General features: G+C 67.9%; 17 protein-coding genes and 1 pseudogene. 8 read left to right on the forward strand and 10 right to left on the reverse strand.

Annotation, left to right across the window (positions count from 1 at the left end; genetic code table 11):
* Positions 1-523: 523 nt before the first annotated feature.
* Positions 524-655, reverse strand: a pseudogene (locus tag PBV52_RS16095) (helix-turn-helix domain-containing protein); the annotation flags it as partial.
* A 379-nt stretch (positions 656-1,034) separates the two neighbouring features.
* Between PBV52_RS16095 and PBV52_RS16100 the strand changes: the two are divergent.
* A complete protein-coding gene (locus PBV52_RS16100; RefSeq protein ID WP_274249410.1) occupies positions 1,035-2,228 on the forward strand; it encodes an MFS transporter in 1,194 nt (397 codons plus the stop codon).
* A 30-nt stretch (positions 2,229-2,258) separates the two neighbouring features.
* Entirely contained in the window at positions 2,259-3,206 is a 948-nt protein-coding gene (locus PBV52_RS16105; protein WP_274239053.1) for a hypothetical protein, read from the forward strand.
* Here the strand turns inward: PBV52_RS16105 and PBV52_RS16110 are convergent.
* Positions 3,171-3,446 carry a hypothetical protein gene (locus tag PBV52_RS16110; protein ID WP_274239055.1) on the reverse strand — a complete coding sequence of 92 codons (276 nt, stop codon included), beginning with the start codon at positions 3,444-3,446 and terminating at the stop codon, positions 3,171-3,173. The genes PBV52_RS16105 and PBV52_RS16110 overlap by 36 nt on opposite strands.
* Before the next feature lie 294 nt (positions 3,447-3,740).
* Here PBV52_RS16110 and PBV52_RS16115 point away from each other — a divergent pair, with 294 nt between their 5' ends.
* Positions 3,741-5,000, forward strand: a complete 1,260-nt coding sequence (locus PBV52_RS16115; protein ID WP_274239057.1) for an MFS transporter — start codon at positions 3,741-3,743, stop codon at positions 4,998-5,000.
* Between the two features lie 300 nt (positions 5,001-5,300).
* Here the strand turns inward: PBV52_RS16115 and PBV52_RS16120 are convergent, their stop codons facing one another.
* Positions 5,301-6,077, reverse strand: a complete 777-nt coding sequence (locus tag PBV52_RS16120) for an SDR family oxidoreductase (protein ID WP_274239059.1) — start codon at positions 6,075-6,077, stop codon at positions 5,301-5,303.
* 62 nt (positions 6,078-6,139) lie between these two features.
* Complete coding sequence (locus PBV52_RS16125; protein WP_274239060.1) at positions 6,140-7,096, reverse strand: NAD(P)-dependent oxidoreductase; 957 nt, start codon at positions 7,094-7,096, stop codon at positions 6,140-6,142.
* 105 nt (positions 7,097-7,201) lie between these two features.
* Between PBV52_RS16125 and PBV52_RS16130 the strand changes: the two genes are divergently transcribed.
* Positions 7,202-8,161, forward strand: coding sequence for a D-2-hydroxyacid dehydrogenase family protein (locus PBV52_RS16130; protein ID WP_274239061.1), 960 nt, complete (start codon positions 7,202-7,204; stop codon positions 8,159-8,161).
* Positions 8,162-8,203: 42 nt separating this feature from the next.
* Here PBV52_RS16130 and PBV52_RS16135 read toward each other — a convergent pair whose 3' ends face one another.
* The 5 genes from PBV52_RS16135 to PBV52_RS16155 all read right to left on the reverse strand — a co-directional run bounded on the left by PBV52_RS16135 (position 8,204) and on the right by PBV52_RS16155 (position 11,646).
* On the reverse strand, positions 8,204-8,800 hold the full coding sequence (locus PBV52_RS16135) for a DUF2087 domain-containing protein (RefSeq protein ID WP_274239062.1): 597 nt from the start codon (positions 8,798-8,800) through the stop codon (positions 8,204-8,206).
* 66 nt (positions 8,801-8,866) lie between these two features.
* The gene (locus tag PBV52_RS16140; protein WP_274239063.1) at positions 8,867-9,727 is read right to left on the reverse strand and encodes a tyrosinase family protein; all 861 of its coding nucleotides are present in this window, start codon (positions 9,725-9,727) and stop codon (positions 8,867-8,869) included.
* Positions 9,711-10,208 carry a tyrosinase cofactor gene (locus PBV52_RS16145; RefSeq protein WP_274239064.1) on the reverse strand — a complete coding sequence of 166 codons (498 nt, stop codon included), beginning with the start codon at positions 10,206-10,208 and terminating at the stop codon, positions 9,711-9,713. The genes PBV52_RS16140 and PBV52_RS16145 overlap by 17 nt, the downstream gene beginning before the upstream one ends.
* Before the next feature lie 101 nt (positions 10,209-10,309).
* Positions 10,310-10,915: a vitamin K epoxide reductase family protein gene (locus PBV52_RS16150; RefSeq protein WP_274239065.1), complete on the reverse strand. Its 606-nt coding sequence runs from the start codon at positions 10,913-10,915 to the stop codon at positions 10,310-10,312.
* Positions 10,909-11,646, reverse strand: a complete 738-nt coding sequence (locus PBV52_RS16155) for a beta-glucanase (protein ID WP_274239066.1) — start codon at positions 11,644-11,646, stop codon at positions 10,909-10,911. Before PBV52_RS16155 ends, PBV52_RS16150 begins: the two co-directional genes overlap by 7 nt.
* A 233-nt stretch (positions 11,647-11,879) precedes the next feature.
* Here PBV52_RS16155 and PBV52_RS16160 point away from each other — a divergent pair, with 233 nt between their 5' ends.
* From PBV52_RS16160 to PBV52_RS16175, 4 genes are all read left to right on the forward strand, one after another.
* Complete coding sequence (locus tag PBV52_RS16160) at positions 11,880-12,272, forward strand: hypothetical protein (RefSeq protein ID WP_274239067.1); 393 nt, start codon at positions 11,880-11,882, stop codon at positions 12,270-12,272.
* Between the two features lie 469 nt (positions 12,273-12,741).
* Positions 12,742-13,077 carry a hypothetical protein gene (locus tag PBV52_RS16165; protein WP_274239068.1) on the forward strand — a complete coding sequence of 112 codons (336 nt, stop codon included), beginning with the start codon at positions 12,742-12,744 and terminating at the stop codon, positions 13,075-13,077.
* Positions 13,078-13,139: 62 nt separating this feature from the next.
* The gene (locus PBV52_RS16170; protein ID WP_274239069.1) at positions 13,140-13,460 is read left to right on the forward strand and encodes a hypothetical protein; all 321 of its coding nucleotides are present in this window, start codon (positions 13,140-13,142) and stop codon (positions 13,458-13,460) included.
* 60 nt (positions 13,461-13,520) lie between these two features.
* The gene (locus PBV52_RS16175) at positions 13,521-13,841 is read left to right on the forward strand and encodes a hypothetical protein (protein ID WP_062714413.1); all 321 of its coding nucleotides are present in this window, start codon (positions 13,521-13,523) and stop codon (positions 13,839-13,841) included.
* Positions 13,842-14,211: 370 nt separating this feature from the next.
* Here the strand turns inward: PBV52_RS16175 and PBV52_RS16180 are convergent, their stop codons facing one another.
* Positions 14,212-14,514, reverse strand: coding sequence for a hypothetical protein (locus tag PBV52_RS16180; protein WP_274249411.1), 303 nt, complete (start codon positions 14,512-14,514; stop codon positions 14,212-14,214).
* Positions 14,515-14,681 lie beyond the last annotated feature (167 nt).

A 14,681-nucleotide genomic window follows, 5' to 3' on the forward strand; every position in this document is an offset into this window, starting at 1 on the left:
CCACCAGGGCCGCGGCGTCCTTTCGTTTGCCCGCTTTTTCGTCATCCTGCGGTAGCCAAGCTCGTCCGGTCGTTGCTGCGAGCACGACGGAGTGGGCTGCAGGCGCCCGATGCAAAGCAGACAATTCGTTAGGAGGCCGGGATCCTGGGCTCGTCGAGAAACTAATGGCGTGCTGCTCCGGCATGCAGCGATATGGTGCGACATGCACCACTAATTCATCGACGGGCCCCCTGAGTCTAATGCTGGGCCGTCCTGCGTCGCCCCTGACATATGGCAGTGACCGACCACAGCCTCCGACTCCCGCTGCGCCGGCCGGACACGATCCGCTCGCCCTCGGGGCGAGCCTGGTCAGCCTCCGCGCGACACGGCAACTACAAGGTGGAGGGTGCCGGTCTGGAGCTTCCCTGATGGGGGGTCTGTGTGACTTCGGGGAGCGTGCCGAAGTCGCCTACTGCCCTGAGTCGTTGATTCGTATGCAGTATGCAGTGAGGGTTTCAGATGCCCACCACATCGCGGACCTTGGTCACGAATCGCCCGACGGCGGCTTCTGCCCCAGCTTTTTGGCGATCAGGCCCTCGGCCTGCTCATCGGTGATCTTCCGCGGGGCGCCCGAGCGCGACTTGTCCACCAGCCCCTCAAGCCGGTCGGCGGCGAACCGGGCGCGCCAGCACGGTCTTCGACCGCATCACCAGCGCCTGGCCGGCGATTGACGGCTAAGGGAGGCTGTGATTAGCATCCCAGACGACTTCAAGATCGTGACCGGGTCACGGAAAATCGGGGCACACCCTTCGGAGGGCTTTCAGTGGTGAACTCATTTCGTCGCGCCAAACTACCCTCCAGTTCATGACCCTTTTACCAAACGGGGCATTTGGCGCAGGTAAAACCTCGGGGCCGGCAGAAAAATGGCGCCGCATGAGTGTGCACTCTGAGCGAGCCTTATATGCATCGGAGTGCCATTCGATGATCGGCATAGGAGCGGTGTTGTTGGTCATTGATGGGCACCGAGACGGAGAAGGCGCTTGACGTTCCGTACCTTGACCGGGCTCCCCCCCGCCTTCCGGTGGCTCCTCGCGGGCCGTACGCTGTCGATCTTGGGCAACACCGTTGCACCCATCGGACTCGCACTCGCCATCATCGATGCCGGCGGGAGCGCCGCCACGATAGGCATCGTTGTCGGCGCGAGGTCCGCCGGCAACCTGCTGTTTGTTCTGGCTGGAGGAATCTTCGCCGACCGGTTCCCACGGTCCGTGGTCCTCGAGGGGTCGAGTGCAGCCAGCGCGGTCACACAAGGCGTCGTGGCGTGGTACGTCTTGTCCGGTGGCAGCTCCTTGGCCCCGCTGACTCTACTGGCCCTGATAAACGGGATCTGTGCGGCGTTCGCGTCCCCGGCCTCGTCGGCGCTACTGCCGCAGACCGTCCCGTCCAACATGCGACCCCAGGCCAACGCGGCCATGCGGCTGACCCTGAATCTATGCTCCGTGGCCTCCGGAGCACTCGCGGCGCTATTCCTGCTCGTAGCCGCCCCTGGCTGGCTAATCGCCTTCGACGCGCTCTGCTTTGCCGTCGCCGGAGTCCTGTTTTCACGGGTCCGGGTCGCAGGCGGCACTGCGTCAAAGAAGGAATCGCTGATGAGTCAGGTCCGGGGGGGCTGGGCGGCCTTCTCGGAGCAAAAGTGGTTGTGGCAGGCCATCGTCGGCTCAACGTTGATGAACTTGTGCTTCTCCGGCACCATTCCAGTGCTGGGGCCGATCTTGGCCGAGGAAACCTTCGGCAGTAACCTCTGGGGCCTCGTACTCGGCGCCCAAGTCGGCGGCTTGACAGTAGCGGCCGTTCTGATCATGAGAAGCGGCCGGCGAATCTCGCTGCGCGCCGGACTCCTGGCGCTTCCCCTCGGCGCCGCGCTGCCGCTCGCCCTGGGCGTTTATCCGACATTCGCGCTGTTGCTACTGGCCGCGTTCGTCGGAGGCCTGTCGATGGAGGTCTTCGGCACCGTCTGGGAGACGACCCTCCAGGACCGGATCGAGCCGGACAAGCTGGGGCGAGTGTATTCGTATGACGCCCTCGGGTCCTTCATCGGCGTACCGCTGGGGCAGGTGTTGGTGGGTCCTGTCAGTGCTGAACTGACTCCTCGCGCAACCCTGGTCATCGCGGGTGTACTGATGGTCGGCGCGGCTCTGACGATCGCGCGTGCACTCGGCGGCGAACGGGCGACGGTAAAGGCGGCCTGATGTATGCGATGAGATACTGGAGGGCTACGGATGCTGCAGCATGATGAGGGACTGGTCACGGCCACCCTTGCAGCGAACGACCACTTGGCGTGGAAGGCACTCGAGTGCCGCAAAGACCTGCACGTCGTCAACGTGGCGCCGCCGCCGGCATCCGGCGGCGAGTGGCTGACCGAGGGATTCCGCTTCCGACCTACCAACGTCCTCTGGCTCGCGGATCCGAAGGGATCCGAAGAGGAATACATCGAGGGGCTGGGGCATAACCCGCGGTACGCCGTGCGAAAGGCACTCAGGGATTTCCAGGCCTCCACGATGACGCTTGAGCATGTCGAGAAAATCACGCATGCGCTGGCCGTGGAATGGCTGCCACTCTACCGAGAGTCCCTGGACGGCATGGCCTTCGCAACCCCCGTTGTGAACTCGCCGGAAGAGGTGGTGGGCATCGGGCCGGACGTGGAAATGCTGGTGATCCGAGACGCCCACGGAAACATGTGTGCCGGCATGGTTGCGCTCAACGATCACCGCCGCGGTGTCTACACGGCCGGGCTGTACGGCGAACGGAGCGGCCTGCGAAGCCACAACCTCTCCCGGGTGCTCTATCTCGCCTTGATAAATGTCACCCGGGCCCACGGGATGCCAGTGGTCAGCGCGGGGTGGGAGCCCAACCTGTATGGGCACATCGCCAAGGCCGGCCTGGCGGCATACAAGCGGTCGTTGGGGTTCCGTCCAGTACCTCGAGCTGCGCTGCGAGCCGACGGTTCCGAAGACGTGCTCACACGTGTGGTGCATGACGAGGGGCTGGCTCCACCGGTGGTGTTCTTCGCGTATCCGACCTGGCCGCCGGAGCAAGCCGACCTGTTGGACGTCCGGCTTCGGGCCGTTGTACACCCCAACACGAACACGCCATTCCAGTTGAGTGCGTTTGGCTCCGATGTTGAGTCATTGTCACTGGCGGCAGCCGACAAGGCGGCGGTGCGCTGAGAGGGCGTCAAGTCCGTTTCTGGTAGAGGCCGCGTCCTGGCCGGGTGAGGTGACCTTGGCGTAGAAGACGTCCGAGGCGGGCGCGGGTGACGTTGACAGGATGTGCTGGTAGGCGGTGGGCGAGTCGGCCTCGGTCAGCTCCTCGGCCAAGCGGGCCATCTGTTTGCGCAGGTCGGTAACGGTCTCGGTGGCGGCGTCGTGTTGGACCTGTAGCGCGGCCAGGAGCTCGGTGACGTTCATGCCATCGCCCGGACGTCATCGCGCCAGCGCGGGGTGGGTGCGGTGAGCCGGCGGACCAGGATCGCGGTGGATGCCCAGTAGGGGACAGCACCCCCCACGGAAGTATGGGCAATCACACACGCCCGATACCGAACCCTAGGAAACGGGACTTAACGCCCACTCGCAGCGCCGGAGACCTGTCCCATGTCAGGAGACGCGCGCCAACCCCTCCGTTACCGTCCGCGCATGCCTAGATCCACCCTAGATGTACCGCCGCCTACCCCTCGCAGCCCGTTCCCTGGCCTGCTCCGGCGAATGGCCCCGCCGTCGCGGACTGCGGGGCGAGTCAGTGCTCAGGCGCTGCTCTACGGGCTGGGCACCGGCAGCTACTTCACCACCAACGCAGTCTTTTTCACCAAAGTTGTAGGCCTCTCCGCTGCCGAGGTCGGCCTGGGCCTGACGATTGCCGGAATCGGCGCGTTCTTCGCCGCTGTGCCGTTGGGCCGGGCCGCTGACCGGGTCGGCCCGAAGGCTGCGTGGGCTGCAGCGTCTCTCGCGGAGGCGGCCTGCTACCTGGCCTACCCGGCGGTTCGCGGGTTCTCCGCCTACCTGGTGATCGTCATAGCCCTCGGGGTGACCAACGCCGCTGGGACTGCAGGTTATGGCGCGTATGTGCTCAACCTCTACCCCGACAAGGAGCGGATCGCGGCTGTCGCCTACAACCGAAGTGCAGTGAACGCCGGGTTCACCATCGGCGCGGGACTTGGCGGCCTGGCCCTGGCAACTGGAAGCGAGACGGCCATCCGGATGCTCCCCTTGTTCGTCGGAGTGGTGATGCTGATCAACTCAGCGGTGATCTACCGACTGCCCAAGGCGGTCAGCCCCGTCCAGGATCCCACCCAGTCGGAACGGCGCGAGCGTCGGAAGTGGGGTGGCGCGCTGAGCAATCGTCCGTTTCTCGCCATCTCCGTCCTGAGCGGTGTGGTGTCTACGAACCAGGTAATCCTCTTCGTGGTCATTCCACTCTGGCTGGTGGAGGACACCAACGCGCCTCGGGCGCTCCTAGCAGGACTGCTCGCGACCAACACCCTAATGACGGTAGCTCTGCAGACCATGACTGCCCGCGGCACCGACACACTGTCAGGCGCGATTCGGGCGACATACCGGAGCGCCGCCTGCTTTGTCGCCTCCTGCGTGATCACCGCGTTCACTGACGGCAGCGTCGAGTGGCTGACCATCGCTCTGGTTTGGTTGGCGCACATCGTATTGACCGGTGCCGAACTCTTCCAGGCAGCGGCGGGCTGGGGATTCACGGCGCTCTTGTCCGATCCCGCTCGGCGCGGCGAATACCAGGGCGTACAGCAGGTCGGCCACACGATCGGTAACGTGTGGGCGCCGGCCGCTTACACCTATCTGGCCATGAACTGGCACATGACGGGCTGGCTGACCATCGCTGCCATCGTCGCCCTTGCAGCCGTCCTCACCCCGTCCGTGGCCCACGCCGCCGAACGCTCGCTTGGCACGGCGGTTGCCGGAACCGCATCCAGCAATGATCGACTCTGTCGGGAATCTTGAGATCCAGAGTCATTTTCCCTGTCGCCACCACAGAGGTCGAGGCAGGCCGCGTGCGCAGGACACCGGCGGCGCAATGGCCAGCCCGTAGAGCCTGCGCCAGTCCGGATCCTGCTGGTCGGCGCGGTTCTTGGCCTGGAGTTCGTGCAGGCGGCGGGGCGGTCACGGATCCACATCGCGGTGGTTCCGTCGGGGTTGCTGGCCCGGGCGACCCGCATGGTCAGCGGCGGGATCCCGGCTCCGGGGCGAGGCTGGAGGGACATGTCGTCCTTCTAAGCGCTTGGCCGCAGGTCCGGGTCACCGTCACAGGTCGGTGCCCCCGCTGACGTCGAGGTACTGACCGGTGATCCAGCGGGAGTCGTCCGAGGCGAGGAACGCCACCACGTCCGCCACGTCGGAGGGCCTGCCGATGCGGTCGAAGACGGACCGCGCGGCCAGGGCGGCCCGTGCCTCGGGCGTCGCTCTGCGCCGGGCGTTCATGTCCGTCTCGATGAACCCCGGACCGACCGTGTTGACGGTGATGCCGCGACCGCCGAGCTCCTTCGCCAGGCACAGGGTCATGGTGTCCAGCGCACCCTTGGACATGGCGTACGCGACGGACTCGGGGAAGGCCCGCCGGGTGGCGAGCGAGGAGATGTTGATGATGCGCCCACCGTCACGCATCCGCGGCAACGCGCCCTGCACGAGGAAGAACGGCGCCTTGGCGTTGACGGCGATCATGCGGTCGAAGACCTCGGGTACCGCCTGCCCCACCGGCCCCGAACCGCTCACCCCCGCGTTGTTCACCAGGATGTCGAGCGCGCCCCCGACGCCGCTCTCCGCGCGCAGCCCGGCGTCGAAGGCCGCGAAGACGGCGTCGGCATCGCCCGGCACCCCGAGCTCCGCCTCGACCGGGAAGGCTCGCCCGCCGTTCTTGCGTATCTCCGCCACGACCTCCTGGGCGGCGGCCGCGCTGTGCCCGTAATGGACGCCGACGAGCGCCCCGTCGTGGGCGAGCCGCCCGGCGATGGCTCTGCCGATGCCCCGGCCGGCCCCGGTGACCAGTGCGATCTTGCCCGTCAGTGCGCGTTGGGTATCCACGAAGACCTCACGAAGACCATGTGTAGAGAAGGAAGAACCAGCGGAAAGGAGAACGTGCCCCGTCAGCCGGCCACGAACTCCCGGTACCAAGAGGCGTGTTCGGCAAGGCTCCGTGCGAACCCCGCTCCGGGATCGGCCCCGGCACCGCTCCAGAACCCGTCGTCCGCGAACCAGTGGTCCACGGCGAGTATGCCGAGGTGGTGCAGCGCGCGCGGCTTCCCGGCGAGCCGGGTCCGGGCCTCGTCGATGTCCAGGCGCGCGCCCGGCAGGCGCAGGCCGAGCCGGTCGGCCAGCGTGTCCAGCAGTTCCGAACAGTCCACCGGTTCCGGGTGGTTGACGTGATGCGCGCCCGCCAGATCCCGGTCCGACAGCCCGGCTGCGACCACCGCACGCCCCAACGCCCGTACGTCGACGACGGAGTGCCGTGCGGTGCAGCCCTTCAGGCCGGCCGACAGCAGCCCCAGCAGGCCGGCCAGCCCGGGCACCACCCATCGGTCGCCGGCCCCGAGCACGAGGTGCGGGCGCAGCACGACCCCGCCGGCGTCCAGCACATGCCGCTCGGCGGCGGCGCGGGAACGGCTGGTCGGCGAGACCGGCGCGAGCGGCAACTCGCCGGGGAGCGCTCCGGTGAAGGGCCCCCGGCCGTATACGGCGGCCGTACTCACGTAGACGACACGGGTCGCGCCGGCGCGCATCGCCTCCTCGACGAGGGCGTGGGTGCCGTGGTCGTTGACGGTCCGGGTCAGACGTTCGTCGTCGCCGATGTGGGAGGCGCAGTGCAGTACGACGTCGATGCCGTCGCAGACACCGCGCAAAGACGCCGGGTCGGCGAGGTCCGCGCGTACGACATCCGCCGCCGGGGCGCCTGCGACGGGGCCGCCGGCCGGTGGCAGGCTCCTGGGGTCGCGCAGCAGGAGGCGGATCCGGGACGGCGTCACGGCCTGCGACTCCCGGAGGGCCGCGACGACATGACCTCCGATGAAGCCGCCGGCACCGGTGACGAGTAAGCGTGGTGACAAGGTGAGTTCCTCCCTGCCGGCCGACGGACCGTCTCGGCGGCCAGGTCCTTCACGGTACTGCGCGTTCCGTACAGTCATTCCACCTGGCCATGGAAAGGAACCACCGTGCGGCTGCGCTGTGCTGTGCTCGACGACTTCCAGAACGTGGCGACCGAGGTCGCCGACTTCTCGCCCCTCGCGGACGACGTGGAGGTCGTCCCCTTCACGACCCACTTCCCCGACGAGGACGCCCTCGCCGCGGCCCTCGCCGACTTCGACATCGTCGTCACGCTGCGGGAACGCGTCCCCTTCCCCGCCTCCCTGATCGGCCGTCTGCCCCGGCTGAAGCTGCTGATCGCCTCCGGCATGCGCAACTCGGTCATCGATTACGCCGCCGCCGAGGCGCACGGCGTCACCGTCTGCGGTACGGCAAGCTCCTCGACCCCGCCCGTCGAACTCACCTGGGCCCTGCTGCTCGGCCTCGCCCGCGGCATCGTCGAGGAGAGCAATGCCCTGCGCTCCGGCGGCCCCTGGCAGCAGACGGTCGGCGCCGACCTGCACGGTCGCCGCCTCGGGCTGCTCGGCCTGGGCAAGATCGGCAGCCGGGTGGCCCAGGTCGGCCTCGCCTTCGGCATGCACGTCAGCGCCTGGAGCCAGAACCTCACCAAGGAGTACGCCGACGAGGTGGGCGTCCATCTGGCCGCGTCCAAGGAGGAGTTGCTCGCCGACAGCGACTTCGTCTCCGTCCACCTGGCCCTGAGCGACCGCACCCGAGGCCTGCTCGGGGCGCCGGAACTCGCCCTGCTCAAGCCGACGGCGTACCTGATCAACACCTCACGCGCGGCGATCGTCGACCAGGACGCCCTGCTCACCGCCCTGCACGAGGGCCGCATCGCCGGCGCCGGCGTCGACGTCTTCGACATCGAGCCCCTCCCCGCCGACCACCCGATGCGCACGGCCCCCCGCCTGCTCGCCACACCCCACCTGGGCTATGTCTCGCAGGCCAACTACGCGACGTACTACGGCCAGGCGGTCGAGGACATCCAGGCGTACCTGGCGGGTTCACCGGTACGACAGCTGCCCTGAAACCGGCGATCCGGCGGCCGCCAGGCGGCGGTCAGGCAGCGGTCAGGCGATCTCGGCGTCCCCGGTGTGCGCGGCCTCGGCCGGCCGCCGGTAGATCCCCTCGCTCCGGTGCAGATGGTGCAGGTCCACCAGATAGCGCCGGAGCGCCACATGGTCGATGTCGTCGCTGTCCTCGCACCAGGCGCGCAGCTTCTCGTTGACGGTCCGCTCCGGGTACTCGACGCCCGGCTCGAAGGTCTGCTCGGCGATGTGGCGCAGCACCAGCTTCTTGCGGGTCCACCGCGCGGGCAGCCGGACCAGCCGCCCGTCCTGGACGAAGGTCCGCAGGACCAGGTCGGTCGGCTCGTCCCCGGAGGCGGGGTTCCCGGCGGCCGCGGAGTCGTTCTCCCGCTGGGCCGCCTCCCGCGCGTACTCCTTGAACAGGCCGTACGCGACGCCCAGCTCCCCGTCGCCGCCCGCCACCACCACGCCCTGCTCCCGCAGCCGGAGCAACGCCACGGCCGTCTCCTTCGGGGACAGCCCCGCCGCCCGGGCGACCTGCTCGCTGCTCCCCGCGCCCAGCGCCACGGCGGCGAAGGCACGCACCCGGCTCTCCTCGGCGAACAGCCGGACCAGTTGTTCCGTCGGATCGGTAGCCATGCCCGGAGGCTAGTGGACGTCGGCCGCGGAGATAAGCGATTTTCCGTCGGGCGGGGCAGGCAGGCCTCAGGCGTACCGGTAGATCGTGGACATGTCCTCCAGCTCGTCCGGAGTCATGTCCCACGGCGGCAGCCGCTCGTGCCGGGCGACGATCCGGCCGTACTGCGCGCTGCCGCGTCCGGGCGGCTTCGCCGGCAGGTAGCGGTGTTTGCGGTGGCGCCGCTGCCAGCGTTGCCACTGCATGTCCACGAAGGCGTGGACCAGCCAGAAGACGGGGTCGTTGACGGACGCGCCGCCGAGCATGACACCCCCGACCCAGCGATGCACCCGGTTGTGGTTGCGCCAGACGACCCTGCCGTTGCCCCACCCCTCCATCTTGTTGCGGAAGCCCTTGGTGACCGTCGAGTCCCACGGGGCGACGTCGTAGACAGGGTCCTTCAGCGCCCAGCTCAGGTCGTCCCTGGTGGGCAGGTCGATCGGATCGCGGGGGCGGCCCAGGTTCCGGGTGAGGAACTCGACGTTGGTGATGCTCTCCCTGATGGTCCAGTTGCCCGTCCGGTAGGCGAACGGCCCGGTCATCACCTGCCGGTCCACGGGCCGCCCGGTGCCGCCGAGCAGATCGTCGGTCCACGGCACCGAGGTGGTCGAACGGTCCCGGGTCCAGTCCCAGTACGGCACCGTCACCGAGGAGTCGACACGCTGCAGGGCACCCTCCAGGTCCAGCACGAACTGGCGGTGCCAGGGCAGGAAGGAGGGCGTCATGTGCGCGGCGCGCAGGCCTCGGTCGCCGTCGCCGACGAAGTGCTCGATGTGCAGCCGTACGAACTCGTCGTACTCACCACTGCGTTTGATTTCGAGCAGCGCCTCGACGAACCGCCGCCTCTCGGTGCGCGTCAGCTTGCTGACGTTCTTACGCACGTACACCATGCTCCGCCTCCATGTGCAGGTGCCCGCCGTGGAACGGCCCGGGAGCCAGGTCGAGCAGCCGCCTGCGGGGCCCGAGTTCGTCGACGGCCGCGCGGGTCGCCTCCAGCGGGGTCCGGTACCAGCTGTAGTGGTCGAGCATGCTCAGCCAGGTGCCGTCGGCGCGGCGCATCAGGTGCAGCGGGCGGCCGTCCACGGTGACGCGCCATTCGGCGCCGAGGACGCTGAGGCCCTCGAAGGGAAGCGGGGTGCCCTGGATACGGCGGCCGCGGTAGGTCTCGTCGAAGGGGATGTCGGTCTCCTGCTGCCCATCCGCGGACTGCGAGGGCCGGGATGCGGCGAGCACCGGTGTGAGCGCCACGGCGGCGGAGGCGAGCAGCATCCGCGTCGCCTCCCGCCGTGTCCGCCGCTCCGGCTCGCTGCTGAGCGGGGTGTCCGCCCCCTGTACCGCACCCACCGACACTCCGTCTGCACTGACGGCCATCGCTCACTCCTCGTACGGTTCGGCTGTTCGTACGAGTAACCGTCCAGGACGCCCCACGGTCACCGCCGGAACGCCCATACGGCGGTGTCACCCGGTCGGCGTCAACTCGTCCAGAAGTCCCACCAACGGGTCAGGATCAGCATCCCGACGATCCCGGTGTGCAGCAGTGGAAGCACCCAGGTGAACTCCGCGAAGAAGGCCTTCACGAAACCCGGCGCGGGCAGGAAGGCGTTGCGCACGAGGAGGGAAGTGACGTACCAGAACAGCAGGATCGTGGCGAGCCAGGCCAGGCAGCACCACAGGCACAGCGCGTTGATCCGGTACAGGGACTCGAACTGCAGCCAGGAGACGAACCCGATCCCGAAGAGGCATCCGGCCTCGAAGGTCAGCCAGTACCAGCGCGGGAAGGCGGCCCCGGCCAGCAGGCTCATGCCGACGCAGATCACGATGCCGTAGGCCACCAGGCCCAGCATCGGGTTGGGGAACCCGAAGGCCTCGGCCTGGTCGCTCTCCAGCACGCTGCCGCAGGACACCACCGGGTTCAGGCTGCAGCCCGGGGTGAAGTCCGGGTCCTCCAGCAGCTTGAACTTGTCGAGGGTGATGACCCAGGAGGCCAGCAGTCCGGCCGCCCCGGTCAGCACCAGCAGCAGGGCGAACGCCCGGCCGCCGCCCACGGTCCGCCGCGCGCCCGGGTCCGGGGTCACCACCGCGCTGCCTCGCGGTGGACGCGGAGGTAGTCGACGCCGAAGGTGATCGGAGCGGGGCCGCAGGGCGCTGGATGGTACTCGCCGGCGCACACCGACAGGTTCAGGATCAGATACGCCGACCAGTCGGCGCCGACGCCGGTGCCGTCGGAGTGGACGCACGCGCCGTTGACGTACCACTCGACCGAACACGCGCCGTAGCAGGTGCCGAGGGTCACCCACCTGTCCGGGGCGATCGCGTCCGCGTCGGTGTAGTACGCCGAACCGCAGTTGACGTGGTTGGACAGCTCCAGCAGGTGCGGGTTGTCCGGGTGGTACTCGAAGGAGTCGACCTCGTTCGCGCCGTCCTTCCAGGTCCACAGCGCCGGCCAGGCCCCGGTCCGGGAGGGCAGTTCGACGCGGGTCTCGACGTAGTCGCCGGTCCTCACCCGGAAGCCCTCGTCGGAGTACTCGGTGGTGAGCAGGCCGGTGTGCCAGGCCTGTCGGCCGTTCTCCAGGGTGCGGTCGGACGGTGTGGCGGTGAAGGTGGCCATGCCGCCCGAGACGGTCACGCAGCCGGGGGTGAGCCAGTCGAGCTTGTTGTCGTCGGGGTTGTGATCGCAGTAGCGGTAGGCGCTCGTTCTGTCGCCGACCCATTTGGCGCCCCAGTCGATCGGCGTGCTGAACTCCTCCGACCAGATGAGCGACCTGTCGGCGGTCGCGGTCGATGTGGGCGTGACGCTGTCGGTGGTCATGGCGGCGAGGGTAATTCCTCATCCGTATCGCGCAGGCAGTCGGCCGAGCTGGACGCACCATACGATCAATCGATTCGCCGACCAGCTGCCCATCCCTCCGAATGCCTCTGTGCATTCCATTCTTCACCCCTGCGAATTTCACGCGTATGGAGCAACGCGTCGCTTTTGCAGGGGCCTTGGACTGCTATGTTCTCCAACCGTCGGATCAGAGGTACTTTCAAGCGAGGTGAATCATGAAGAAGGCAGTTTTCACCACTGCTGCGTTGGCCATCGGTGCGGGTCTTGTGGGTGGCTCCGCCGCTGCGGCGTCGGCCGCCGGGGGATCGGGAATCTCCACCAGCCCGCTCGCGGGGCTCATGTCCCCGACCAAGGTGAGCCCGGCGGTCCTGCCTGCGGCCGATGCCGTGACGCGGCTGGCCCGCGAAGGCGGTGTTGCGAAGGGCAGCGCGTTCGACAAGAACAAGTCGGGGGGAATGTCCGGCATTTACCTGGACGGAATGGACCCGCAGGCCGCCAAGAAGCCCACGATTCCGGTGAAGAACCCGGCCGGAAGCGGCGAGGTTCAGGTGCACCCGCTGCACGCGCCGACCGCCGCGGGGCTCGGCACCTTGCTCCGCAACAAGTGAAGACCTTGGTTCCGTCTTTTCGCGGGACAGAGCTGGGCCCGGAATTCTGAGACTCTGATCCGGTTCCCGGGAGCCGGAGACCGACAGCAGGCCCAGGCGCTGGATCCGGACCCGCAGCTCCCCCTCCGCACACGGCGGGCCCGAAGCCCACGGCACCCGCGAACCAACTGTCCGGCCCACCGGCCCTCCCCCTGCCGGTGGGCCGGACGCATGCGGCCGCCGTTCCGGCCGACTCCATTCGGCGCAACGCACCCTGATTTCCCAGGAACACCACGCGGATTCCCCCTCGGTTCCCGTCCGGGACGTTCCCCGGGAATGAACGCAATGCGGGTTGTCACGGCGGGCACGCCGCGTTGCGCCATCCGAAGGAATCTGGCCACGTTTGAATGTTCCCGCCGTGACTTAGGCGTGCATATACGGGTTTCCTTTTCGTAAGCGTGCGCAACCGTGAATTCAGGAAGGAACCGAGTTGTCCAAGAAGTTCGCGGTCATCACGGCCCTCGCCCTCAGCACCGTCGTCGGAACTGCCGGCCTTGCCTCTGCTGGCGAATACGACGGCAACGGCAAGACCACCACGGTCAAGGGCGGTGACGGCTTCTCGTCGGCCCCCGTCGTCGTGAACGCCCCCCAGCAGGGCATTCTCGTCGTCAACGGCACCGTCGTCGACGGTCGCTGCCTCGCCCCGTGGTCCAACGGAGCCGTTCTCGGCGGCGTCGTCCCACCGAACTCGCACTACGCCGCCTGCAACACGGCCGCGGTCAACCAGTCGCAGAACGCCCCGTACGCGGGCGGCCTGCTGTTCTGACCTCTGCTCCGAACCATTCGCAGGACGTGAATCACCCCAACGCAGCCCGAAAGGCGCAACTCATGCGTAAGAAGGTTACGGCCATCTCCGCGCTCGCGGCAGGCATCGCCCTCGCGACCGGCGGCACCGCCGCGGCCGACGCTGACACCACCACCGTCAAGGGCGGTAGCGGCTTCTCGACGTCCCCGGTCGTCGTGAACGAGCCCCAGCAGGGCGCCATCATCGTGAACGGCACGGCCGTCGACCTCCGCTGTGCCGTGCCGTGGTCCAACGGAGCCGTCCTCGGCGGCGTCGTCGCCCCGAACTCGCACTACGCCTCGTGCAACACGGCCAAGATCGACCAGTCGCAGAACGCCCTGTACAAGGGCGGCCTGCTGTTCTGACTCCTGCTCCGAGCATTCGGAGCAGGTAAATCCCGAACGCAGCCCGGAAAGGCTCAACTTATGCGTAAGAAGGTTACGGCCATCTCGGCCATCGCCGCGGGCATCGTCCTCGCGACTGGCGGCACCGCCGCGGCCGACGGTGACACCACCACGGTCAAGGGCGGTAGCGGCTTCTCGACGTCCCCGGTCGTCGTGAACGAACCCCAGCAGGGGATCGCCGTCGTCAACGGCGCCCTCCTCGACGCTCGCTGCCTCGCCCCGTGGTCCAACGGAGCCGTTCTCGGCGGCGTCGCTGCTCCGAACTCGCACTACGCTGCCTGCAACACGGCCAAGGTCGACCAGGCGCAGAACGCCCCGTACGTGGGTGGCCTTCTGTTCTGAGCAGTGCTTCACCCGATGGCGGCCTGCCGGTTTCCGGCAGGCCGCCATCGGCTTTTGCGCACGGAGATTTCGGTACCAAACTCGTGGGCCCTGTCTGCATCGGTGCGCAGACAGGGCCCAAATGAGGGAGCGCCAACAAGGAGGAATGAGCGCCCATTCGATGGGAACAACGGAGCTGGGCCGTCCGTGGTCACCCTGATTCCTTCGTTTGGCCCAACGCGGCAAAGAGCAAAGGCAATTGCACTCCCCGCCATGCCGGTCGCACTCCCCTCGAACATGACGAAGGGCCGACTCCGCGAGATACGGAGCCGGCCCGGAACGTCGAGCCGATGGGCGACGAAGTCGAGGAACGAATCGCCTACCTGATCGCCTACCTGATCGGGAGCCCGCCGAGCAGCTGGCCGTCGACGGGGTTCGGCAGCGTGCCGCCGAAGACGGGGGTCTTCACCACGGACGACTTCTTCACGCCCTGCTTCACGCCGTCCGCAGTGCGCTTCACGTTGTTGCCCACGTAGCCCGTCGGCAGCTTGGCGGCGTTGGGGAGGCTGCGGGCAACCGTCTTGCCGTTGTCGACGAGGCCCTGCGCCGGCATGTCCACCGCGGCGGCGGGGCCGGCGACTCCGGCGACAGCGAGGGAGCCGGCGACGACGGCAGCAGCCTTCAGGTTCTTCATCATGTTCCTTTCGTGGGGACTCGACTTCGGTTCTCCCGGGCTAACGAGAGGGGATCCCTGTGGAAACTCTGCTGCCGACAAGTTCCAGGAACTCATACGAAAAGACCCGCTGTACCCCGACTGGGTGATCCCGCGCGAGAAACCACTCAGAAAACGTGACCATTACA

The sequence above is a fragment of the Streptomyces sp. T12 genome (genome assembly GCF_028736035.1).
GTDB lineage: Bacteria > Actinomycetota > Actinomycetes > Streptomycetales > Streptomycetaceae > Streptomyces.